Raw genomic sequence first — 24,966 nt, forward strand, 5'->3', positions numbered from 1 at the left:
ACCCGCTCTGTTCAATCTGATGTCGTCAGATCGTGATCCTTCCGGTTACGAGGGCATAGAGGCCGATGATCGCGCCAACGACGATGACGGCGAAGATGAACCAGTCGGAAGTGATGAAGACGTTCTTGTTCTGCTCGCGTCGCGCCCAGAAATAAAGAATCGTCCCGGGCGCGTACAGTACCGCGGCAAGCAGAATGAATTTCAGGCCGCCCGCCCAGATCATGAACGCCGTATAGATCACGGCGATTGCGGCCATGATCAGGTCGCGCCTGCTCTCTTCGGGGCGCACGTCGTAACCGTCGCCGCGACTCGCGTTCATGCAGCCGAACACCGCGACGAACAGGTATGGGATCAACGACATCGCACTCGTCAGATTCAGCATCAGCGCGAACGCGTCGCGCGAGAAGTATGTGCTGATGACGAGCAGCTGCACCACGATGTTGGTCAGCCACAATGCATTAGCCGGCGTCTTGTTGACGTTCTCCTTACCGAACACGGCGGGCATGTCTTCGGTCCTCGCCGCCGTGAACAACACTTCGGCGCAGATCAACGACCAGGCGAGATAAGCGCCGAGCACCGAAATCAGCAGACCTATGCTGACGAAAACCGCACCCCAGTGACCGACCACCGCCTCGAGCACCGCAGCCATCGACGGCTGGCGCATGGCCGCAATATCGGCGCGCTGCAGCACCGCGTAAGGCAGCATCGTCACGAGCACCATCAGCGAGGTCACGACGATGAAGCCGAGTATCGTCGACTGCCCGACGTCGGAGCGCTTCTTTGCATAGCGCGAATAAACGCTCGCTCCCTCGATACCGATGAACACGAACACCGTGACCAGCATCGTGGCCCGCACCTGCTCGAAGATGTTGCCTTCGAGACCGCCGCCGTAGAGGTTGCCCTGGAACAGGTCCATCCGGAAACCGAAGATCAGAATCAGGATGAATACCAGAATCGGAATGATCTTGGCGACCGTGACGATACTGTTGATGAAGGCCGCCTGCTGCACGCCCTTCAGGATCATGAAATGAAATAGCCAGATGCCGATCGATGCAACGACGATCGCGACGACCGTATTGCCTTCACCGAACACCGGAAAGAACGCACCGAGCGTCGACTTGATCAGCACCCAGTAAGAAACATTGCCGATACAACTGCTGATCCAGTAGCCAAATGCCGAGAGAAAGCCCGGATAGTCGCCAAAGCCCGCTTTCGCGTACGCAAACACGCCTGCGTCCAGTTCGGGCTTTCGTTCCGCCAGCGCCTGAAACACACGGGCGAGCATATACATGCCCGTGCCCGCGATAAGCCACGCAATCACGGCGCCCAACGGACCGGTCGCATTGGCAAAGGTACGCGGCAGGGAAAATATCCCGGCTCCGACCATGCCGCCCACCACCATCCCGGTGAGTTGCATCTTTGACATCTTTTGTGGAGTGGACGCCATTCGGATTCCTTTTTTAGTTACCTTTTTAACAAGGATCTGAAATCAGACTCGAACGAAACGTGTCTCTCGGCCGATCTTGCTGTTGATCCGCCGCGTTACTCTGCAACCACCACACGAAAAGAATGGTCTCTCCGCTCGCGTTTGTCAATTAATCGCAAGACAAGGTACCGCGCGCTATACGGTCGTATCGATCAATGCTGCATTGCCGAATATCATTGAATTGGCGAATTAACAATTCACCCTGCCCTTTGTGTCATATGACACACGAAGCACGCATCCGAATCATCCGTATCTGTAAATCGCATTCGATATCGATCGATTTGACAATGATGTGACGCGCCGCATCACCAGCACGTTTCTCAAATGACGGGTAATGGTTGAAGTCAGCTTAACCGGTGCTCGCTCAGAACTACTGAGAAACGACAGACCGGCAGCTCGAAAGAATGGCGCGCGAAGATCATCGACAGTACAAACCGGATGACGATTTCACGGTGGTGGCTTTGTGAATTTTTCTGACGGGATCGCTACTCAGACAATGTCTTCCATAGAATTTTGCCCGCGCATCTGAATGCCGATCGCGACACACGTCAAAGCGCTTCATGGAACGATCGCATGCGCTACGACCTTCGCGCCTGTCGGGATCCCTCACCCTCAGGCTTTGGCCCGACATTCATTATGGCGGGTTCTTTTTCTTGTCGCGCGATGGCTCCTTGCACGCCAGGGAGTCACGGAAACGCATAGCGTCAATCCGGGCAAAACGGCGCTCGCCCGTCGCGTCCGCGATCTGGAGATCCGACTACGACTCGCGCAACTTCCTCAACGTCAGCCGCGCTTCGAGCCCCCCGCCGACGCGGTTATGCAGCGTGAGCGTCGCGTCCATCGCGAGCGCGAGTTGCCGCGCGATCGCGAGCCCCAGCCCGGTGCCGCCCGTTTGACGATTGCGCGAACCTTCAAGTCGAACGAACGGCTCGAACACCGTCTCCAGCGACTCGGCCGGAATGCCTGGACCGCGATCGAGCACCGACACGGTAGCCTCGCCATCGTGCAACGCGCCTATATCGATCTGCGCGGCGCCGGCGTACCTCAGCGCGTTATCGACCAGATTGCCGACGATGCGCTTCAACGCCTGCGGACGCATCGTCAGCGACTGGCCGAACTGGCCCTGCAGCGACACTTGCTGACCCGCATCGACGTAATCGCAGACGAGGCTATCGAACAGCGCATCGGGATCGATGCGGCGCGGCACCTCGGTCGTGCCATGCATCGTGCGCGCATACGCGACGCCTTCCTTGACCAGCGCTTCCATTTCCTGCAGATCCTGGCGCAGCTTCGCGGCCTCGCTGTCGTCGTCCATCGTGTCGACGCGCAGACGCATGCGCGTGATCGGCGTCTGCAGATCGTGCGAGATCGCCGCAAGAATCTGCATCCGCTCGGTCATGTAGGTGGCGATCCGGTCCTGCATCGCGTTGAACGCGCGCGCGGCGCGCGCCACCTCGGACGGACCGGCTTCGGGCAGACGCTCGGCCTTCAGGTCGGGGCCGAGCGTGTCGGCCGCGACGGCGAGCTGATTGAGCGGGCGCGTCGCGAGCCGCACCGCGAGCCAGCAGCAGGCGGCGAGCACGAGCAGCTGCAGCGCCAGCACGAGCGGCAGCCAGCGCGACAACGGGGCGCCGGGCATCGGCCGCAGGTCGATGGTGAGCGGCGAGCCGTCGCTCAGTTTCAGATGCACCTGCAGACGCTCGCGATCGCCGGGGACCGCATTGACGGTCAACGGATAACGCTTGCCGATGCCGTCGCCGATCGATTGCGCGACGCGCGCCGACAGGCTCGCGTCGACCGGCGCGCCGGCCACGCCCGGGCCGAGCATGAACTCATAGCTGCGCCGCGCAAGCCGCGGCAGCCACTGGGCGCGCTCGTCGGGCGGGAGATGATCGAGCAGCGCGACCGAGCTCGCCACCTCGCGCTCGATGTAGCCCATCATGATATTGGTCATCGTCTGGTCGCGCTCGGTCATCGTGAGCCAGAACGACAGCGACTGCGCGAGCGCGAGCCCGACGAACAGGATCACCGCGAGCCGCGCAAACAGCGTGCGCGGCCAATGCGGCCAGCGCAGCAGCGACGGTGACGCGGATACGTTCATTCCGGATCTCCGATCGCGGTGACGGCCGCCGAGAACACATAGCCCTCGCTGCGCAACGTCTTGATGTAGCGCGGCTCGCGCGCACCGTCGCGCAGGCGCTGACGCAGGCGGCTCACCATCAGATCGATCGAACGGTCGAACGGATCGGCCTGGCGCCCCTGGGTCAGGTTCAGCAACTGGTCGCGTGTAAGCACGCGCTGCGGATGATCGAGAAACACGCGCAACAGACGGTATTCCGCGCCGCTCAGCGCGACCTCGGTGCCGTCCGCGTCGAGCAGATGGCGCGCGGTCGTGTCGAGCCGCCAGTCGCCGAAGCACAGCATCGGCGCCGATTCGGTGACTTCCATGCCGGGCGGCAGCATGCGCGCGCGGCGCAGCACCGAGCGGATCCGCGCGAGCAGCTCGCGCGCGGCGAACGGTTTGGTCAGGTAATCGTCGGCACCCATTTCGAGGCCGACGATCCGGTCCGCTTCCTCGCTGCGCGCCGTCAGCATCAGGATCGGCACCGCGCGGAATTTGCCCGCCCGCAGTTCGCGGCACAACGCGAGGCCGTCTTCGCCGGGCAGCATCAGGTCGAGCACGATCAGGTCGGGCGCGCCGTTCTCGAGCGCGGCGCGCATCTGGCGGCCATTGGCCGCGAGCGAGACGCGCACGCCGTTTTTCTCGAGGTATCCCGCAAGCAGTTCGCGGATGCCGCGATCGTCATCGACGATCAGTACATGGTCGGAGGTTTCCATCAACGGACTATCTGCCGCGGCGTTTGAGTTGCACGCCGCTCGATTGGACCAATGAACACTGCAACGGATGCGCGAGTTCGGCGGCGAAGCCACCCGCGACGAACACGATGATCGCAAAGAGGCGTTTCATGCGTCCTCCACCACGGAAAGACTCGCGCCGTCGGCCACGCTGGCTTCGAGCGCGTAAGGATCGACCCCGTCCAGGCAGCCGATATTGACGCGCCATTGCTGCGGATCCTTGCGCGTCTGATGAAAAGGATAGATGCCGCAATGCTTGCAGAAGTAGTGTTTCGCAACCTTGGTGTTGAACTGGTACAGCGTCAGCGAATCCTCGCCGCTCAGAATCTTCAGCTGACTGGCGGGAAAGAGGGGCGTCATCAGCGCGCCCTTGCGGCGGCAAAGGCTACAGTTGCAACGGCCGGCCGGAACGATTTCGGTGCGAACTTCGAACTTGACGGCCCCGCAGTGACAGGAACCTTGCAGCAACTCGGCGCTCATGATGCTCTCCGTGATTTGACGATGCCTGCTTTATAGCCTGGTTCATCAGTCGAATTATGTCGTAATGTATCCGGCCGCCGAGACGATACATTACATTGCAATAAGCCGCGATTAGCGCAATGCGAAACAGCAAAAATAAACGCGCGAATTTGCATTTAAGCAGAACGCGCAAACGAATCACGCGGGCGACTTCGCGACGCCGCATTGTCGTGTTCCCCCTGCAAAGATACTCCGCTTGTACATGAATAGGTAAGCGGCGCGGCGGGGCGCGCCGGCCGGGCGCTCTACACGCTAATTTTGACCTCGGCATGACCAAGCGGCTTTATATATCTGGCCGGATAGACCGGCATTGCCAACCACAACCGTGCGGCGTGAGCAAGTGGGCAATGACGCCGCACATCCACCGCTCGTAAGCTCCGTGAATCAAAGTTGAATACGCTTGACTTTTAATCACGGGCCACTTCCAATACCCATGGTGCAGTGCGATGTTTCTCCTTTGAAACACGCCGCACGTCATTCGGTAGTTCAAAGCATTGGCCAGCAGTTCAATCGTCCGCCGTGCATGCGGCGTCAGCTCGCGGAATGGAGCACTCCTCACTACCGGAGTCGTCTTGGCTGCCACAAAAAACCAACCCGCCCACCGCGAAACCGCCCTCATCGACCTTGCGTTGCAAGGCGGCGGTTCGCACGGTGCTTTCACATGGGGCGTCCTCGACCGTTTGCTCGAAGAGTCGTGGCTGCAAATCGAAGGTATATCGGGTACTTCAGCCGGCGCGATGAACGCCGCGGTGCTGGTGAGCGGCTACCAGGTCGACGGCGCGGCCGGCGCGCGCGCCGCGCTCGAAGCGTTCTGGCGGCGGGTATTCGAAGCATCGGTGTACAGCCCGTTTCGCCGCAGCCCGTTCGACGTGTTGATGGGCCGCTGGACACTAGACTACTCGCCGCTGTTCATCGCGATGGACCTCGCGGCACGGGTATTTTCGCCATACGACCTGAATCCGCGCGGCGTGCATCCGCTCGCGAAGATTCTGGAGGACTCGATCGATTTCGCGCATCTGCGCGACGCGCCCATCAAGCTGTTCATCACCGCGACGCGGGTGCGCACGGGCCAGGCGCGCGTGTTTCGCAATGCCGACCTGACGCCCGACGTGCTGCTCGCCTCCGGCTGTCTGCCCACGCTGTTCCAGGCGGTGCAGATTGACGGTGAAGACTACTGGGACGGCGGCTATGCCGGCAATCCGACCATTACGCCGCTGGTACGCGAATGCTCGTCGAGCGACACGCTGCTGATCCAGGTCAATCCCGTCGAGCGGAATGAAACGCCGCGCACCGCGCGCGACATCATCAGCCGTCTGAACGAAGTCGCCTTCAACGCGCCGCTGCTGAAAGAGCTGCGTATGATCGCGCTACTGCGCCGCGCGGCGGACGCCGGCAGCGACGAAGGCCGCCATTGGGCGGAGATGCGCATCCATCGGATCTCGAGCGAGTTGATGACCGAGCTCGGCTACTCGTCGAAGCTGAACGCCGAGTGGAGCTTTCTGACGATGCTGCGCGACGAAGGCCGACGTGCGGCGGAGGCGTTCCTCACCGAGCACGCCGATTCGATCGGCGTGCGTTCCTCGCTGGATCTCGACGCGCTGCTCGACGGAGTCTGACCATGGACGTCATCACCCTGTCACCGCTCGCGATCGGTCTCGGGCTTTTTGGCATGCTCGCGAGTCTCGCGCTGCTGATCGGCTTCGCGTATCGCGGCTGGACCGTGCTGCTGCTCGCGCCGTTCGCCGCGATGCTGGCCGCGGCGATTTCGGGCGAACCGGTTCTCGCGCACTGGACCCAGACCTTCATGCTCAGCGCCGCGCGTTTTCTCGCGCAATTCTTTCCGTTGTTCCTGCTCGGCGCGCTGTTCGGCAAGCTGATGGAGGACAGCGGCTCGGTGAAGGCGATCGCCAGTTACATGACGCAGAAGCTAGGCGCGCATCGGGCGATTCTCGCCGTCGTGATCGGTGGCGCGCTCGTCACCTATGGCGGTGTCAGCCTCTTCGTCGCGTTCTTCGTGCTCGCGCCGATGGCCACCGCCCTCTTCCAGGCCGCCAATATTCCGCGCCGTCTGATGCCGGCCGCGATTGCGCTCGGCACCTCGACGTTCACGATGTCCGCGCTGCCCGGCACACCGGCGATCCAGAACGCGATCCCGATGCCGTTCTTTGGTACGACGCCGTTTGCGGCGCCGGGGCTCGGCATCATCGCGAGTATCGTGATGGTGGTGTTCGGGCTCTGGTGGTTGTCCTTGCAGCAATCGCGCGCAAAGGCGGCCAACGAAGGATTCGACGGACTCGACACGGCGGTGAAATCCACGAGGGCGCCGGCCAGCGACAACCTCGTGCGCGAGCGCGCGAGCGTATCGCAGAGTTTCGATCCGGAAGAAGCGAAGCGCGGGCATGTCAGCGAGGCTCTGCCGTCGTTCGGCGTCGCGGTCGCGCCGCTCGTGCTCGTCGTGTTGACGAACTTCGTGATGAACGTGATCGTGCTGCCGCGCATCGACGCCGACTATCTGGCCGACGTCCGTTGGGGCGAGACGTCGCTTGCGGCGGTCGGCGGGGTGTGGGGCGTGTGCGTGGCGCTCACCGTCGCGATCGTCGTGCTCGTGCTGCTCAATCGGCGTCGCCTGCCGGCGCTGCGCGAGACGATCGACGCGGGCGCGAATGCATCGGTGCTGCCGGTGCTCAGCGTCGGCAGTCTGGTCGGCTATGGCGCGGTGATCGCCGCGCTGCCCGCGTTCGCGCTCGTGCGCGAATGGGTGCTCGGCATCGGCGGGGGTCCGCTCGTATCGCTCGCGGTCGCGACCAATCTGCTCGCGGCTTTGACCGGCTCGGCCTCAGGCGGTCTCACCATCGCGCTCGACGCGCTCGGCAGCACCTATCTGCAACTGGCCGCGCAATACGGCATCGACCCGGCGCTGCTGCATCGGGTGGCCGTGATTTCCTCCGGCACCCTCGACAGCCTGCCGCATAACGGCGCGGTCGTGACGCTGCTGGCGGTATGCGGCTCGAATCACCGTGAAAGCTATCGCGACATCGTGATCGTCGGGATTCTCGGCGCGCTGCTCGCGCTGGTGGTGGTGATCGTGCTGGGCTCTCTGGTCGGCTCGTTCTGAGCGCTCTGAGCGGCCTGAAGTATCAAGGGGTCTTGTACTGACGTTGCTGTCCGTCAGCGCAAGACCCCTTTCTTTATGCCGGTCGGCTGAGTTCGGGCCGCTTTCCTGCGGTTTTCCGGCTCACCCCACTTCACGCGGCCGCGCGCGCCGCGTTCATCCGGCCGAACACGAACTGCCCCAGATACCAGACCAGCTCCGTATTCGCGAAGATCGCATCTTCGGTGACCGTCGACGCTTCGAGCTTCATCCGACGCAGCATCAGCTTGCCTTCGCGCGACGTCGTCCACGCATGCATCAGTTCCTTGCGCGTCTTCGCATCCGAGGCGTTGAAATGGTCGCGGCCCTTGCGCGAATCCTCGTTCATGCGCGCGCGCACTTCTTCTTCGCGCGTCGCGATGCTGTGCGCTACGGTCTTTCTCGTTTCGGTATTGACCGCCTGTTCCTGCGCTTCGTCGGCGAGGAGTTTGGCCTGCACGTCGACCATCGTGCGCTCGGCGTCGGAGATCTTCCAGTTGTCGCGTAGCGCGCGCATCAGGTAGCCCGCGGGACTCTTCTTGACCTGTCCGCGCTTGATCCTGAAGCGCGTGTATTCGACGGCCTGCTGGATGCGTTCGTCGGTCCAGAGTTCGCGGTTCTCCGAAATCTCGGTGAACTGCTTGGTCGACAGCCCGAATTCGTCGGTGAGAATCTTGTACAGATGGCTCGCGTCGGCAAGGCTCGCAAGTACCGCGTCGGCGGTGTCCTTGCGCTTGAGCAGGAAGCGGATGCGGTCGATTTTCTTCGACGTCGTGGAAGCCGTCCGCGTCTCGTAGGACATCTCGACGTCGGACACGTCATTGATCTCGCGGACCGCCGGCTCGAGCCAGTCGCGCTTGAAATATTTGAAGATGGCGGCGTTGGCGCCCATCTTGCCGGGCCAGTTGCGCATCTCCTCGAGTTGGATCCAGTCGGTGCGTCCTGCGGGCACGTTGGGCAAAACCTTGTCGTAGATCGCGCGCGCGAGGCTGCGCGTAAACGCGGTGGAAATGCGCAAGCTCAGCCAGTGCGATTTCTGCGGATCGCGGATGTGTGGCACCAGCCGTGGATGAACGTCGAAACGCATACGTCCACGATGGAACCCGACCATGCCGATCAACTGAACCTGCACCCACAGATCGTCTTCACTGGGATCGCGGTCCGCGGGCGTATTCGTCACGCGGACTTTGGCGTTCTGGGCTTCGTCGGCGATCGTGCGCAAATGCTTCAGGTTGCGGCTGTCGTATCGCATCAGCCACTTGAAGTAGTTGAGTTCGACATCGTACTGATCGCGCTGCTCGGGCTCCTGGGCAACGATGAAGTACGCGGCATCGAGGAAGCGCCGCGCCGGCAGCCCCATGTTGACGATTTCCGTGAAGAAATCATTGCGCTGATAACCGATCTCGCGATTGGCCTCGTTGATGCGCAATCCCTGATCGAACATGTCTTCGAACAGCGCAAGCGCCATCTGACGTGACGTCGCTTTCGACCTGCCCTCTTCCGGATTGTCCGCGCCCATGTTCTTCATCCACTTTTTCGCTCACGGGACTGTAAGCAGGCGGTGGTGAGCTGTCAACACACAGAACCTCACCATCAGAACGAGCGCGGCGCGGGTGCGGTTCCCGCTTCGATTCAGCGATTTCGCACACAGAACCTCACCATGCACACAACGAACCTCACCATGCAGGAGGTCTTTCGGGCGGGAGGGCCTTATGCGACAAGCCTTCCAGGCTCGTTTCTCCGCAGGTGCACAACCCACCTCACCTTCGAGATCCAGGATCTGGTCACACACAGCGAACCGCACCCTGGTGGGGAATTGGCCTCACCTTGCTGCACAACCAACCGCACCAGCGAGCACACTAAACCTCACCTTTGACACAACGCACCTCACCTTTGGGAACTTAAGTGTTTGATCAGATTGAATATCGTGTCGCTGCGTAGGTTTGTTGGTTTGCTGTCGTTTAAAAAAAACCTACAAACCCGGCTCTACAACAATTACTGAGATTGGTGATTCAGATTGCGCAATGCAGCATGGTGAGGTTGATTGTGCGATGGGTAGAGCGAGCTTTACGGTGTCGACGTATCTAAGGTGAGGTTGGTTGTGCATTTATTGCGATCGGCACCCTTGATTAAGTCTCCGGGCCCTCGGCTAACAGACCGTGGCCGATGGATTGGGGGCTTTCGTAGGTGAGGTTGATTGTGCAGTTGCGCTTCAAATGGGCTGCGCGCTCGCCGAGATACGCCGAAATCCTGATAATGGTGAGGTCGGTTGTGCTGGAGGTCGTTCTGGCGGCCCTCCGTAAAATGCGAAAGTGCACAAATGACCTCACCAAGTGCCTAAGTTTTGAGCATGCGCGCCTGTTTCGGCGCTCGGGGCGCGGAGCAAGGTGAGGTCATTTGTGCCTTCGAATTCTCCGTGTCTTCGAGGTTCGTTTAGTTTCGACGGCAATCACGCTACCGAACCGATGTGAAAATGCAGAACTTTGCGAAAAATCCACATAAAAACAGTAATTTAAAAAGCTATTTTCAAGTATTTCCTGTATTCTGAGGTTTCTGGAATTTTATGGATAAACCTCAGAATGGTCAGAACGAGCCAACTTCCTGCCGTAGACCGAACCGTTCACTTTGAGCAGATCAGTGAGTTCGCAGAAAAAGTCACCATTTTTACTAATGAGCTGCGTGACACGATTCTGGCTCCGCGTCCTCGAAAAACGGCTCCTGTCTTCAAGACCGGCGAGATTGCGGAGATGTGCAACGTCTCTCACTCGCAGGTTCAGTATCTCGCGACCAAAGGCGATGGAGAACTGCCTTCGGGCACTGCGGCCGGCACGGGCCGCACCCGGACTTTTACGCTGGAAGAAGCGCGGATCTGGGTGCAAAAGATTTCCGACATCTACCAGACTCCGTTGGTCACGCGGCTGAAGGAGCCCGACGGCAAGATCATTATCACCGCGCAGCTCAAAGGCGGTTCCGCCAAGACCACGACGACGATGTGCCTGGCCCAGGGGTTGTCCCTGCGTGGACGCAAAGTGTTGGTGGTGGATCTCGATCCGCAGGCATCGCTTTCGGAACTATGCGGCCTGTACGCGGAAAAAGACGTGTCGCCTGAAGACACGGTGTTGCCGTACGTCTATGACCAGGACATCGAAGGCGGCCTCGAGGGGCGGATTCAATCGACATACTGGGACGGTATCGACGTAATCCCTGCGCACACGGAACTGATCGGAGCGGAGTTCCATCTGCCTGCAATGCAAAAGATCCGGCCAGGATTTCGTTTCTGGACCGTGCTTCGTCAAGGGCTCGAGCCGCTGCGCAAGAAGTACGACTACATTCTGATGGATACGTCGCCGTCGCTGTCGTACCTCAATCTGAACGCGCTGATGGCGGCGGATTCGATGGTGATGCCGATGGTGCCGGAAAACCTGGACTTCATCAGTTCGTTGTCGTTCTGGCGACTTTTCTCGGACGTGTCCAAAAGCTTCATCAAATTCGAGAAGGACAAGAAATACGACTTTGTGTCGCTCGTGTTGTCGCGGGTGGATTATGGGCGGAACTCGTCGGCGCCGATCGTCCGTGCGTGGGCGCAAAGCGCGTACGAAAACTGGCTGCACTCGATCGAGGTTCCGGCTAGCTCCGTGATGAGCACCGGGGCGTTGGCGTTCTCGACCGTTTTCGACATCAGCAGCAATCACAGCGCGGCCAAGTCGCTGCAACGCGTGCGGCAGCCTCTGGTCGACTACTGTCGCTGGATCGACGAGATCTATTCGGAAAAATGGAGGAACGCGCAATGAGCAATATGCGAGAACAGTTGCTGGCCAAGACGTCCGGCATTCGCAAAACTTCGTCGATCAACGAAGACGAGGTTAAGCGCAGCAACCGCACGCAGACGGCGCCCGGCCTGGCCGGTGCGCTAGCCGTTGCGCAACTTCGCGTGCAGGAATTGGAATCGACTGGCGTCGCTTCGCAACTGGCGGTGGCGGGAATCCTGCCGAACCCCTGGCAGCCGCGTCGAGTGTTCAACGAAGTAAAGCTGGCCGAGCTTGCGGAGTCGATCCGGGAAGTGGGGCTGATGCAGCCGATCGTGGTTCGTCGTATCGCAGACGACTATCAGATCGTCGCCGGGGAGCGGCGCTGGCGTGCGCACAAGATGTTGGGACTGGACACGATCAAGGCCGTGGTGGCGGATTGCTCCGACTCAGACATGGCCGTGCTGGCGATGGTCGAAAACATCAGCCGCGACGACCTTGCCGATTATGAAATCGGGGTAGCGATCCGGCGATCGGAAACGGAATTCCCGAATCGCACGCGACTGGCGGAGGCGATGGGATTGTCGCGGGCGGGTCTGTATCAGTTCCTGTCGTTCGATAATCTGCCGGACTTCATCAAGAAAGATCTCGACATTCAGCCGCGCCTTTTGGGTGGGACCGCGGCGCAAGCAATTGCGGCCGCCATTAAAAAGCATGGCGAGGATGGCGTTAAGGCCGCCCGCGAGATTTGGCCGCTGTTGGTGAGAGGCGAGATGGAGCAAGGCAAGGTCGCTGCGGCGATCACTGCTCTGGCGACACGTCAGACTACGTCGGCAGGTACTAGCGGACGCAGTATCGAGAAGTTTTTTGCAGGTCGAGAGCACGCTGGAAGCATCACGAAGGATGTCGGTAACTTCACGATCAAGATCAAGACCGGGGTCATCACCGAGGCGCAAGAAATTCAGATACGGCAGTTGATTGGACAGATGTTTCAATCGCAGCCGAAAACGAGCTGATTTGATGGTTGGTTTGTCGTGTGGAAAGGCCCGCCCAGTGCGGGCTTTTTTTCGGCCAGGCAAAGTGGTCCGGGGTTCTTGAGTGTCTAGAGTCTAGACACTCGGTCGGCAGGTTCCCCCGGCACCAGCTGAGTGATCGCGAAGGATGTTGGTCACTTCACGATCAAGATCAAGACCGGGGTCATCATTGACGTGCAAGAAGTCTAGATACGGCACTTGATCGGGCAGATGTCCAATGGCAGCCGAAAACGAGCTGATTAGATGGTTGGTTTGTAGTGTAGAAAGGCTCACCCAGTGCGCGCTTTTCTTGGCTCGGCAAAGTTGTCCGGCGTTCGAGAGTGTCTAGAGTCTAGACACTGGTCGGCCGACACCCCCGGCGCGATCTAAGTGATCGCGAAGGATGTCGGTAACTTCACGATCAACATCAAGACCGCGGTCATCATCGAGGCGCATGAAGTTTAGATACGGCAGTTGATCGGACGGATGTTTTAGGCGCAGCCGAATGCAAGCTGATTGATGGACGGGTTGTCATGTAGAAAGGGCCGCCCAGTGGTCCGGGGTTCGAGAGTGTCTAGAGTCTAGACACTCGGTCGGCAGACATCCCCGAGACCATCTGAGTGCATAGACTATAGACACTGCTGACGACCTTGGCTGGTATTGATGCAAGAGGGCCGTGCCGGCGATCGAACTCTCTTCGTGCCTTGCGCGATCTGTGGGGCGATTCGCGGAACGATTTGCGCAGCGGTGATTCAGCAATGGCTTTGCGTGCGCCGGTCGCAACATCAGCCTTCAAGTGTCTCGTTGACCGGTTCTTGCCCGTGACACACCCAAAGTCGCACAGTCGCCAAATGACGAAGGTGATGGAGCGCCCGCCTTCTCCACTTCGAAATAGTTCTCCCTGAACGCCCTCCACGGTCATTCTCAATCTAACGCCACGTCCGCGCGATTCGTCGGTGCTATTTCCTGCAACTTTCGTCAGTCACATTCTTGTCGACGAGAAAGCTGCCGCTCATGCGATCGAGTCCCCACTCACCAACCGGATGCCACCTGTCACCGAAATGCGTGATCAGCGGAATCTGTTTGCTGATTGCGCAGACCATCGTCGACCTCGCCACACAGGTCAAACTACGCAGACTGGGTTGAACATGGCCCTTCCATAAAGCGCTGCGTCCATCATGGAGCCGTCGATCGCGGCAACCCCGATGAAAAAATCGTCGCGATCTCACACCGATCCTTCACGGGCCCGGCGTACCTGGGGCAACTGATGCGCACAGCGCTAAGGCCAACGCTTATCGACCGCAAGCCACGCGGACTTTGCTGTAGGGGAACCGTTCTGGACGATCGCGATGAAATCAGGATGGACCGATGCGCGAAGGATTGCCGGGAATTCAGCGTGCCTCCGCGAACACAACACATACCTCGATGTGCGCCGGTGCCACTTGCTATTCGAATGTCGCGATAAGGGATGCTGAACCGTGCGTCGAGATCCCTCACGATCGAAGCAGGTCTAGATCTCTGCAAATGCGGTGCGTCTCTGATTCTGTGAGGCGTCCACTTGACCACGACTCGCATCTGCTGCCGCACCGGTCCTCGCCCGACGACCAGAAAACCAATTGCTGACACTCGCCGGCCGCGAAGCTCTTGGTAGAACTCGCATTGAACCAACGTCACAGCGCCGTCAGCGAGAGCACATACCTAAGACTATGGCTGGCAGTCAGCAGGCCTGCCGATCGGCTTACCCGCGGGTGGGATGGTCCTTGATGGACTGGAACGATGAATCGCGCCTGTGTGACTCATCATTGTGCAAGCGCTTGGAGTAACGAGAGCATGGACTGTAGTTGATGATCCCCGTCCCCTTCCGTATGTCGGGCCAACCGAATGGGCGAACTTCGCGTCACCCAATCATGATCGCTGTTCCCGCCCCGCAGCAAGAAATTCACAGCACCACGATCGGCGGGAGAGGTGAGGGCAACGGACAAGTCATCGCACCCGTAAAGAGTCGACTCACGGGACCGTCCCGCGACATTGAGTAACCGACGATGGCGAATGACCTAGTCCGACACCCGAGCGACTCTCGATCGCAAAGCGCGTTGCAAGAAACGTGAGCCTAAGCGAATACGAACGTCGGACACGGGCAAGCCCTAAATATCCGGGGACAGAACGACTGGATGATTTTCACGAACTAAATATCGAAAAACGAGCGAGTATTAGCCAATACGAGCGCGAACGGATCATTCTTCGGCCATTCTCGCCAACCGACCCACCGTGAAACATAGTGAAACATCTACGCGATGCGGCAACCTTTTGTTTTAAAAGCCATTTTTTACCTTGGACAGCGTTTGTTTCACGAAAAATCGCGAAATTAGTGCGCGACAGGCGGCAACGCACATAAAACGCGATAAGACGGCGAAATGAACGTGGGTAGCTCGTCAATCCGTAGCGTTTAATACGTAATTTGTAGCGAATGAATTTCACGTGCCGCAAGTGATCGTTCGGTGTCCCGCCGATGCAACCGCGCGTCGGGACCAGGCTTCCAAGCTTGCCACGATCTCACTGGCCTGAGTCGGAGCGAGCGATACCCGGCGAGTCCGAACCAAGCGCTGCCACAGTGACCTCGTCAACCCCGAGCCGTCGCAAGACCCACCCCGCCCCCGCCATCATTTCGCCAACCCAGCCTCCGTGCAAACCGCCCCGCGCCGGTCGATCTGCGCGATATCCTCAAGCAAGATCCGTCGGATCTCGAGGATCGCCTGCGGCGTCTCCTGCACGCTGTGCCCTGCAACGATCATCGTCTCCGACAGCGCTCCCGCGAGATGCGCGCTGCGATAGGGCACGACGCCGTCGTTGGAGTCTTCCAGCGGCCCGTCGGCGCGGCGCCGAGCGATGATCGAATGGAAGCAGACCTGCGGGCTGATCGGCAACTTCGACGTCGCACGAATCAACGGATCGGTTTCCCGCAGCTGTTCGATGCTGTTCGGCACGTGGAAGGTCTGGCCCTGCGGTTCGCTGTTCGTCGCCGTCTGCATCACTTCCTCGATCTCGTTCAGCAAGGCAAGCGGTAGACGCACGAGGTTGGCCGCCCAGCGCGACAACCGGTTGCTCGCGAACGGTGTGCCTCGGTGGGGTGCCGCGATAAATATGGCGCGCTCGACTTGCGGCATCGGCGTGAAGTTCAGCAGCCGGTTGAGCCGCTCGTCCTCACGATCGATATCGGTCCCTTCGGGCACGTACTTGTCCGTGAAGGTCTCCCACAGCGCATCGCCGGAAGTCGACACGAGCAGTCGCGCGATAACGCCGCCCATGCTGTGGCCGATCAGCACCATGCCACGCGAGGCCGGCGCCGTGCCGTCTGGATCGAAGTGCGCGAGCGTCTGTTGGGTGGCGCGCCGGATGCGGATAAGGTTGACCAGAATCGGCGCGTTGGTCGGGTAGTAGACCTGCCACACCTGGAAATGTTGCCGAAGCACTTCATCGCCCTGAATATCGTTGGCGACGTTCACCCATGCTTCGGGGCTGCTTGCGAGGCCGTGCAGCATCAGAATGATCCGTCGATTGGGATCGAACGGTTGCATCATGTAGATGCGCGGCGCATCGATGCCGCGCGCGCGTCCAAACAGCGCGCGCAACGATTGCCCGGCGAAACCCGAGCGCGCGAGCCAGATGCCATAGCCCGCGCTGAAGTTGGCCGACAGTGGCACAGTTTGGCCGTGTCGCTCGACACTGGCATCGCGATACGGGTCATAGACGGACAGCACGACATCACGGGAGGCAAGCACCTGTTCGAGCGTGCCCTGACTGAACCAGATCAACGCGGTGACGTTCGGCGACGGCATCTCGGTGAAAAAGCGCGACGCTGACCTCGGCCGTCCCGCGGCCCCTGCCAACGCGCCGGCTTTGACCCGTGTGTTCGAGCCACCCACGGCGCGGGTGGTCGCTCCGGTATCGGCGCTGACATGACCACCGCGATCGTCCGCGGCATTGCTTCCGACATCGCCACCCGCGTCGGCTTCCTCCTCAGGCGACGGCACATTCATCACCGCGACGAGTTCCGCGCCCAAACCATCGCGTCGATAAATACTTCGTATCCCCGCGAACGACAGCCGCGAGGCCGGGATGACTTCGCGCGGTTCGCGCACGCCCTCCGGTAGCCGGGTCCGACTCAGGTCGAGACGAATCGACCAGCCGGCGATGTACTGCGTGCCCGGCTCGCGGTTGCCGTCATCGGTCGCCAGCGCGCCGCGCAGAAACAGCGCGCGGGCAAGCTCCTGCACCGCATAGTTGTAGTAGTCACGGACCTGGGTCTGACGATCTTCGAATGCACGTTCGCCGGCAGTGCGTTCGCCGAGGAATAGAAAGGCATAAGAGAATCGCGCGGCCCTGAGCCATAGATCGAATTGCGCGTCGCTCCATTCGGTGGCGTTGGCGGGCGTGTTCGTGATGGCCATCTGCAACGACAATTCGGCGAGGCTCGCCAAGCGCCGGTCGGTATTGATTCCCCCGACGGTCGAGATCGTATTGATGCAATCGAGTGGCTCGCGTTGGCAGGTGCTCTCGTCGAGTGCCGCGCTGTGCAGCGTGTCTCGCGTCGCGGCGCTCAGACGGCCGGTCGACAGAATATCGCCGCGGCGCATCGCGATGTACTGCGCGGGGCCTTGCGAGCTGACGGTCACCATCGCGCAACCGGACAGAAAACCGCTGGCGAGCACCGCAAGTGTTGCGCACCGCGATATCCACGATGCGAGCGCGCGCGTCATGATGCGTCGAACCGATTGGTGCGAGACAGCTGCCGGGCTACGCCGACGCCGGCGCGTCCAAGCAATCGCGAACCGCGTAACGTTAGACGACCTGGGCCAACGAGCATACGCGCATGCGGCGATGGAAGACGCCACGGCATCGCGTTCGATCGATCGCCGTGACAATCGCGGCGCGCGAAGCGCTTGCCGGCACTAAGCGTTTCGAGGCGCGTGAAATTGAGTTCAGTCGTGTGCGGTACCGCATCAGTCATTATGCTGTGGACCGTTGTGATGGCTGAATGGCAGAAAGAATCCGCTAGTTTCCGACGCAGACGGCGCGCTGACGGACCGACAAACGATGAACGCTCCGGTGGTGGCCCGCGACGTTGCAACTGCCAACTTTCTTCTCTCGCAGAGTTGACTCGTCAGGCCATTGCCTGGTGCATCGAACCGAAAAAGCTGAAAGGGAATTATTTGTCCGCTGAATACTCTACGCCCGGCACATTGCTTGTGCAACCAGCGACGTTCGCCATCGCGCGCATTGGTTTCAATAAGAAAGAATTCCGATTTAACAATCACCGCTGCTCCATCGGCGAAACAAAAATTCCTTGAAACCTCTAGCACTTTTGCTCATTGCAGTTCGCCATTAGTACAGCAGAATAGCCACGCTTATTCTTCGCCAATAGAAGTCGAAGAGATGACGGAATAGATGTGTATTGGCGGGGTACGCCGCGAAGCGATTGACGGCCAGCACATTGATCGGCCATGATGCCTGTGACGAACTCTGAAAGGGGACAATGACGCACGCATGACACAGGCAGCCCGCCAGTGAACTGCGCGAAGTCTTGAACGCCTTTGATGGCAGCGATATACCGCTTCAGCAAGTTAAGCGATCTGGCGCGCGTACTCTCGCGCCATGATTCTGCCCGATACGAACGCGCTGTGGCGGCGAGGCTCTTGACAACTAATTGTTTGGGAACTTAAATAATTTGGCAGCTGGGCTCAAATCGACGGGACCGATTCCATGCTGCAAATGCGCGTGCACATTCGTTTGTCTTCAGGTTGTGCTGGAATCGTCAAGCATTCGAGACAGGGTGGGACGGGTCAATTTCCTCAGTCTTTCTTCAGCGTGGCGAAGCGGTCTGGCAGTTGGACACGATGCCTGATAAACGGAGCCGACATGGCAACGCATAGGTTGCGACTGTGGTCACTGTCCTTTAACCCAACCAGGTAATGCTCCGGGTTGCCCACGTGATCGGATGACAGGGCTGAATGTGGAACGCGAGGAACCAAGATGACAAATGAGACTGGCGTCGCGCAAGTCCAGACAGCCACAACCCAATCGTCGCCTATAGACTGATTTGAACGACGTTGCCGGCCCGACAGAAGGGATGATGCAGCTATCTCTCGAGTCCGACCTGGCCGTGGAAGTCGCAGCGGATCCACTTATCGATCCACTGTTATGGACCCCTATGAATTCCTGAGCAACCTGTAGAGCTCCGTATCCGCTGGCCCGCGCGCGACGTTGGCGCTGGGCGTACGGCATGGGTTGCATCAGCAGTCAGCCGAGAACGTCATGAACGCAAACCGCTCCGATGCACCGCGACCTCCCCGATTAGCCGGAGTCGCATCGACCGGCGCATTGTCGTGCGCATTGACCTGTGTGCTCGTCCTTGCACTGTCGGGCTGTCAACGCCAGGCCGAAACGCAGAGCGGCGACACGCGGCCAGCCGTGCAGCTCACCAGGGTCGAACCGGCCGACGCTTCCGCCATTCGCATTTTTACCGGGCGGGTCGAGCAGACCAGCATCTCCCCGCTCGCCTTCGAAGTATCGGGCCGTGTCGTGCAGATCGCGGTGCTCGAAGGTGCGTCGGTTAAACGCGGCCAGCTGATCGCGCGCATCGATGAGGAACCCTACAAGCTGCAACTGCAACGCGCGAACGCGCAGTATCAGCAGCTGAGCGACAACCTGAAGCGCCAGGCGGTGCTGCGCAAGGACGGAATTCTGTCTCAGGCTGCGTATGAGCAGTTGTCGGCTTCAACGGACGCCGCACGCGCGGCACGCGACATGGCGAGCCGCGACTTGCGCAATACCCAGCTCGTCGCGCCATTCGACGGCCGGATCGCTCGCCGCAACATCGAGATCCAGCAGGTCGTGCAGGCTGGGGCGCCCGCGTTCAATCTGGAAAACATCGGCCGTGTCGATGTCGGCGTCGATCTGCCTCAGAGCATTGCCGAGCGCCTGTTCGTCGACAAGACGCTGAGAGCCGAGGCGTGGCTGCCCGAGCGGCCGCAGACCCGCTTCCCGCTGGTGTTCCGCGAACGGACCACGCAGAGCTCGCCGACTACGGCGGCCTACCGGATCGTGTTCTCGATCGAAGGACCGCAAAGCGCGATGCTGTTCCCCGGCATGGCGCTGCGTGTACAGATTTCCGACACCGCGCGGCAGGTCGCGCAAAACGACAACGCCGGCTACTTCGCGATTCCGATCGCGGCGGTATCGATCGGCGCGGACGGTCAGCGCAGTCTGTGGCGCTACGATGCCGCGTCCGGTCGTGTGCATGCGGTGCCGGTCAGCGTGCGCGAAATCCGCAATGACGATGCGGTCGTCGCCGGTGCGGTGGCGGAGGGCGATCGCGTGGTGGCCGGCGGCTCGCAGTTCATGAAAGAGGGAATGGCGGTCCGTCCAATGGATGCACCTCAATGAACCTCGCGCGCCCCCTTATCGAAAAGCCGCTGATCGCGTGGGTGCTGACGCTCATCTCTTTGTTGGGCGGCATCTTCGCGTACTACAACATCGGACGTCTCGAAGACCCGAAGTTCACGATCAAGACCGCGGTCGTCGTGACGCTGTATCCGGGCGCGAGCGCGCGCGAGGTCGAGCAGGAGGTGACGGACCGCCTCGAAAGCGCAATCCAGCAGATGCCGCAAGTCGAGAAGCTGACCTCGCGTTCCACGCCGGGCTACTCCGAAATCCGCGTCGAGATTCGCGACCAGTACACGTCGGCGCAATTGCCGCAGGTGTGGGACGAATTGCGCAACTCGGTGTCGGATGCGCAGGTACGGCTGCCGCCGGGGGCTGGCCCGACACTCGTGCTCGACCGTTTCGGCGATGTCTACGGGATGTTCTACGCGCTGACCGGCGAGGGCTACACGCAGGCGCAACTCTATGAGTACGCGCGCGAACTGCGCCGCCAGCTGCTGACGCTCGACGACGTGTCCGACATCGTGATCGCCGGCAACCAGCAGGAACAGATCTCGGTCGACGTCGACCAATCGCAACTGATCGCCAACAATCTGTCTACCGACGATCTTGCGCAGACGCTGTTCGTGCAGAACGAGGTTCGGCCAGCGGGCCGCGAACGCGTCGGCGACCTGTCGCTGCGGATTGCGCCGACCGGCTCGCTCGATTCGCTGCAGGCCATCCGTTCGCTGCCCGTCAACAATACGCCCGGCCCGCTGCTGCTCGGCGACATCGCCCGCGTGAGCCATGGCTATGCGACCATTCCGAACCAGGTCATTCACTACAACGGTCAGCCCGCGATCACGATCGGCATCAGCGCGCGGCCGCGCGTCAACGTGGTGAGGGTCGGCGAGGAGATCAAGGCGAAGCTGGCCACCTTGGAGCGCGACCGCCCGATCGGCATCAAACTCTACTCGCTCTACGATCAGCCGCAGGTCGTCGACGACAGCGTGCGCGGTTTTATCTTCGACGTGTTCCTGTCGGTGGCGATCGTCGGTGTCGCGCTCGGCATCGCGCTCGGCTGGCGTGCCGGCGTCGTGCTGGGCGTCGAGCTGTTCCTGTCGATTCTCGGCACGCTGCTGGTCATGTACGCGGCGGGGATCGAGCTGCAGCGCATCTCGCTCGGCGCGCTGATCATCGTGATGGGCATGCTGACCGACAACAGCATCGTGGTGGTCGAGGGCATGCTCGTGAAGGTGCAGCGGGGCATGTCGCATCTCGAGGCGGCGACCCAGATTCTCAAACAGAGCCAATGGCTTCTGCTCGCATCGACCGTTGTCGGGATTCTGGCATTCTCGGGCATCGGACTGTCGCCGGACTCGGTCGGCGAATTCTGTGCGTCGCTGTTCGCTGTCGCCGCGATTTCGCTGCTATTTAGCTGGGTGATCGCCATTGCCCTGACGCCGCTGTTCGGCACGTATCTTTTCAAGGTCGCGGACGTCATCGACGAAGACCCGTTCAAGTCGAAGCTGTACAAGCGTTACGGCGAGCTATTGTCATGGGTCACCCGTCAGCGTGTGCTCGTGGTCATTTTCCTTGTCGCGCTGACGGTGCTCGCCGGATGGGGGTTCCGTTTCGTCGAACAGAGCTTCTTCCCCGCATCGACCACGCCGATCTTCTATGTCGATATGCGTTTGCAGCGTGGCGCGGATATTCGCGCGGTCGTCGAAAAGAGCCGCGACGTCGAGAAGGTGCTGCTCAAGCATGCGGACGTCACCAACGTACAGACGTATATCGGCGGGGGCGCGACACGCTTCTTCCTCGTCTACGATCCGGAGACGCGCGATCCGGCATACGCGCAGTTCATCGTCGGCGCGAAGGACCAGGGCCTGATCGACCACATGCTTCCGGAGATCGAAGCGGATCTGAAGAAGCGCTTCCCCGAACAGCATTGGACGGTCACGCGGCCGAACTTCGGCCCCGGAGGTGGCGCGGCGATCCAGGCACGCTTCTCGGGACCCGATCCGCTGGTGCTGCGCCGCCTGTCGCAGGAAGCGCAGAACGTGCTGAAGGCCGACGGCCGCATCATCGCGATCCGCGACGATTGGGAGGATCCGATCAGCATCGTGCGGCCGGAATTCGACGAATCGCGTGCGCGCTCGCTCGGTGTGGCGCGCCGGCAGGTCACCGACACGATGGCTTATGCGACCGAAGGCCTGCGCGCGGGCATCTATCGCGAGGGCGATCAGCTGCTGCCGATCGTGCTGCGCTCGCCCGATTACACGCGCGGCGTCGCGGGTCTGCAGGACCTGCAGGTGTTCAGCGCGGGGCTGCGCCGTTATGTGCCGCTCGGCGACGTGGTCAACGGCTTCACGGTCGGTACCGAGGAAGGCCAGATCGCGCGCGAAAACCGGATTCGCACGCTGACGGTTTCGGCCAACCCGGTCTATGGGCAGAACAGTGTCGACGCGTTCAATCGCATCCGCTCCGGCATCGAGCACATCAAGCTGCCGCCCGGCTATAGCTTCGAATGGGGCGGCGAGCACGAATCGTCGACCCGCGCGCAGCAGAGTCTGTTCCGTCAACTGCCGCTCGGCTTCATCGGCATGGCGCTGCTCGTGCTGATGATGTTCGGGCGCCTGAAGCCCGCGCTCGTCGTGCTGCTCGTCGTACCGATGTCGATCGTCGGTGTGACGATCGGTCTGCTGCTGTTCCGCGGCGCCTTCGGCTTCATGGCGTTGCTCGGTCTATTGAGTCTGATCGGCATGCTGATCAAGAACGGCGTGGTGCTAGTCGAAGAGATGGATGGCCAGATCGCCGCTGGCGTGCCTCGCATGCAGGCGGTGACCCAAGGCGCGATGAACCGTCTGCGGCCGGTGATACTGGGGGGCGGCACGACGGCGCTCGGCATGGCGCCGTTGTTGTGGGATCCTTTCTTCAAGGACATGGCGATCACGATCATGGCGGGCCTTGTTTTTGCCACCGTGCTGACCTTGGTCGCGGTGCCGGCGCTGTATGCGATGCTGTTCTCGATCAAGCAGGCGGAATGGGAGCCGGGTAAGCACCCGGAAGCAAAATGATCCGCGCGCGCGCTTATCTTCTTGCCATCGCGGCTCTGCTGCTCGAAGCCGGATGTACGGGATCATTGCAGCTGGAAAAGCCCGCCGCGTTTCCGCCGCAGTACTCGGAGGCCCAACCGGGCGCGGCGACACCGATGTCCGCGCACGATCTCGCGGCATGGTGGACCCAGTACAACGACCCGACGCTGAACAAGCTGATCGATCTCGCACTCGCGCACAACTTCGATATCGCCACGGCTTACGCACGCGTCGATCAGGTGCAGGCCGGGATCCGGCTGGCTCGCTCGCAACTGTTGCCGTCGGTCGGTGCAAGCGTGAGCGCCGCGAAGTATCACGGCGGCGAGACGCAACTCGAGTTCGCGGAGTTCCTCGGCATCACCAATACCGATGCGCAGTTCTGGCGTCTTGGCTTGCAGGCGCAATGGGAGATCGATCTGTTCGGCCAGGGACGCGCGCGGCTCTCGGCGGCACGTGAACAGGTACGCGCGGCCGCCGGCGATGCGGAGGCGGTGCGCCTGAGCGTGGTGTCGGGTGTCGCGGATCTGTACGTCACGTATCGCGGACTGCTGCGTCAGCGCACGATCCTGCTGCAGAGCCGCGAGATCGCGGACGACTTCGTCAATATCGCCGAAAAGAGCTTTACCGCTGGACTCGTGCTGAGTACGGACATCGAAGCGGCGCGCGCTGGCCGCGCGCAGGTCGATGCGCGATTGCAGGACGTGGAGAACGGCATCGCTCAGGCGCGGCTGAATCTGCAGAATCTATGCGGCGTGCAGCCCGCGGAATTCGCCGGAATCCTCGATGAAAGCGACACGCTGATGACCGCGCTGCCGCATATCGAGCCCGGCCAGCCGGTCGATCTGCTGATGCGGCGCCCGGATCTGATCGCGGCGCAGGCACGCGTGAATGCGGCGGTCAGACAGTCGGATGTCGCGCGGCTCAATTACTGGCCGACCATATCTCTAAGCGGCATCCTCGCGCGTAATGGTTGGGAGATCGCAGGTCAGGGCCTCGGGCCCAGCACGTTCTGGCTATTCGGCGCGGCGATGGCGATGCCGTTGATCGATTTCGGCGCGCGGCGCTCGCAGGTGGAGTCGTCGGATGCGCAGGCGCAGCAGGCCATGTTCAACTATGAAAAGACCGCGCTCGGTGCGTTCTATGACGTCGACCGTGCGTTGGCGCGTTTGAACCGCCAGGACGAGTTGTTCAAGGCGCGCAATGAAGAAGTCACGCGCCGCACCACGCAGTTGAGCCAGGTGCAGCGTCGCTATGCGCTCGGCGATACCGGTCGCGTCGATATCGATCAGGTGCGCGTTGCGCTGCTCGAAAGCCAGTCGTCGCAGGCGCGGGAAGAGGTCGGCAAACTGCAGGCACAGTTCGCGTTGTTCCGGGCGATGGGAGGCGGCTGGTTGGCCAATCCGCCGGTGGCCGCCAATACGCCCACGACGTCGGGACCCGCGCCCGCCACCGCGAGCGCGCCGGCACCGGCTTCGCAGTGAGCGGGCCCGAAGCGCCGCGAGTGCCCGGAACATCCGACGCGCGACATGCAAAGCGCCGTCATCGCAATCCGACGGTGACGGCGCTTTTCCGCTTGATCGAGCGAATCCGGCCGGACGCTTGCGCGAGCGATGGACAGTTCCTTACACGCAAGGCAGGTGGTTCAGTCGGGAGGACTAACAGAGGGACGCGCAGGGTAAGCGAGCCTGCTCCATGTGAG

General features: G+C 61.0%; 15 protein-coding genes. 8 read left to right on the plus strand and 7 right to left on the minus strand.

Going from position 1 to position 24,966, the window contains the following annotated elements:
• Positions 1–25: 25 nt before the first annotated feature.
• From EVC45_RS11015 to EVC45_RS11030, 5 genes are all read right to left on the minus strand, one after another.
• Positions 26–1,447: a basic amino acid/polyamine antiporter gene (locus tag EVC45_RS11015; protein ID WP_129958024.1), complete on the minus strand. Its 1,422-nt coding sequence runs from the start codon at positions 1,445–1,447 to the stop codon at positions 26–28.
• A 796-nt stretch (positions 1,448–2,243) separates the two neighbouring features.
• A complete protein-coding gene (locus EVC45_RS11020; protein ID WP_129958025.1) occupies positions 2,244–3,587 on the minus strand; it encodes an ATP-binding protein in 1,344 nt (447 codons plus the stop codon).
• On the minus strand, positions 3,584–4,324 hold the full coding sequence (locus EVC45_RS11025) for a response regulator (RefSeq protein WP_129958026.1): 741 nt from the start codon (positions 4,322–4,324) through the stop codon (positions 3,584–3,586). The genes EVC45_RS11020 and EVC45_RS11025 overlap by 4 nt, the downstream gene beginning before the upstream one ends.
• Before the next feature lie 7 nt (positions 4,325–4,331).
• A complete protein-coding gene (locus tag EVC45_RS47615; RefSeq protein WP_306770773.1) occupies positions 4,332–4,454 on the minus strand; it encodes a hypothetical protein in 123 nt (40 codons plus the stop codon).
• A complete protein-coding gene (locus tag EVC45_RS11030; protein WP_129958027.1) occupies positions 4,451–4,822 on the minus strand; it encodes a GFA family protein in 372 nt (123 codons plus the stop codon). Before EVC45_RS11030 ends, EVC45_RS47615 begins: the two co-directional genes overlap by 4 nt.
• A 611-nt stretch (positions 4,823–5,433) precedes the next feature.
• On the opposite strand from EVC45_RS11030, the gene EVC45_RS11035 reads away from it, so the two are divergent.
• Both EVC45_RS11035 and EVC45_RS11040 read left to right on the plus strand, forming a co-directional pair.
• Complete coding sequence (locus EVC45_RS11035; protein WP_211193402.1) at positions 5,434–6,477, plus strand: patatin-like phospholipase family protein; 1,044 nt, start codon at positions 5,434–5,436, stop codon at positions 6,475–6,477.
• Between the two features lie 2 nt (positions 6,478–6,479).
• Positions 6,480–7,976, plus strand: coding sequence for a GntP family permease (locus tag EVC45_RS11040; RefSeq protein ID WP_129958028.1), 1,497 nt, complete (start codon positions 6,480–6,482; stop codon positions 7,974–7,976).
• Positions 7,977–8,106: 130 nt separating this feature from the next.
• Here EVC45_RS11040 and EVC45_RS11045 read toward each other — a convergent pair whose 3' ends face one another.
• Positions 8,107–9,510 (minus strand): replication initiation protein, encoded by a 1,404-nt coding sequence (locus EVC45_RS11045; protein ID WP_168991449.1) that lies wholly within the window; start codon positions 9,508–9,510, stop codon positions 8,107–8,109.
• A 1,060-nt stretch (positions 9,511–10,570) separates the two neighbouring features.
• Between EVC45_RS11045 and EVC45_RS11050 the strand changes: the two genes are divergently transcribed.
• The gene (locus tag EVC45_RS11050) at positions 10,571–11,782 is read left to right on the plus strand and encodes a ParA family protein (protein WP_168991442.1); all 1,212 of its coding nucleotides are present in this window, start codon (positions 10,571–10,573) and stop codon (positions 11,780–11,782) included.
• Positions 11,779–12,753 (plus strand): ParB/RepB/Spo0J family partition protein, encoded by a 975-nt coding sequence (locus tag EVC45_RS11055; RefSeq protein WP_129958030.1) that lies wholly within the window; start codon positions 11,779–11,781, stop codon positions 12,751–12,753. The genes EVC45_RS11050 and EVC45_RS11055 overlap by 4 nt, the downstream gene beginning before the upstream one ends.
• A gap of 2,657 nt (positions 12,754–15,410) precedes the next feature.
• On the opposite strand, the gene EVC45_RS11060 is transcribed toward EVC45_RS11055, so the two are convergent.
• On the minus strand, positions 15,411–17,507 hold the full coding sequence (locus EVC45_RS11060; protein WP_129958031.1) for a triacylglycerol lipase: 2,097 nt from the start codon (positions 17,505–17,507) through the stop codon (positions 15,411–15,413).
• 270 nt (positions 17,508–17,777) lie between these two features.
• On the opposite strand from EVC45_RS11060, the gene EVC45_RS11065 reads away from it, so the two are divergent.
• From EVC45_RS11065 to EVC45_RS11080, 4 genes are all read left to right on the plus strand, one after another.
• Positions 17,778–18,098, plus strand: a complete 321-nt coding sequence (locus EVC45_RS11065; RefSeq protein WP_129958032.1) for a hypothetical protein — start codon at positions 17,778–17,780, stop codon at positions 18,096–18,098.
• A 964-nt stretch (positions 18,099–19,062) separates the two neighbouring features.
• Complete coding sequence (locus EVC45_RS11070) at positions 19,063–20,193, plus strand: efflux RND transporter periplasmic adaptor subunit (protein WP_248295089.1); 1,131 nt, start codon at positions 19,063–19,065, stop codon at positions 20,191–20,193.
• Complete coding sequence (locus tag EVC45_RS11075; RefSeq protein WP_129958033.1) at positions 20,190–23,249, plus strand: efflux RND transporter permease subunit; 3,060 nt, start codon at positions 20,190–20,192, stop codon at positions 23,247–23,249. The genes EVC45_RS11070 and EVC45_RS11075 overlap by 4 nt, the downstream gene beginning before the upstream one ends.
• Entirely contained in the window at positions 23,246–24,748 is a 1,503-nt protein-coding gene (locus EVC45_RS11080) for an efflux transporter outer membrane subunit (RefSeq protein WP_129958034.1), read from the plus strand. Before EVC45_RS11075 ends, EVC45_RS11080 begins: the two co-directional genes overlap by 4 nt.
• Positions 24,749–24,966: the final 218 nt, after the last annotated feature.

Source organism: Paraburkholderia sp. UYCP14C (genome assembly GCF_004197395.1).
GTDB lineage: Bacteria > Pseudomonadota > Gammaproteobacteria > Burkholderiales > Burkholderiaceae > Paraburkholderia.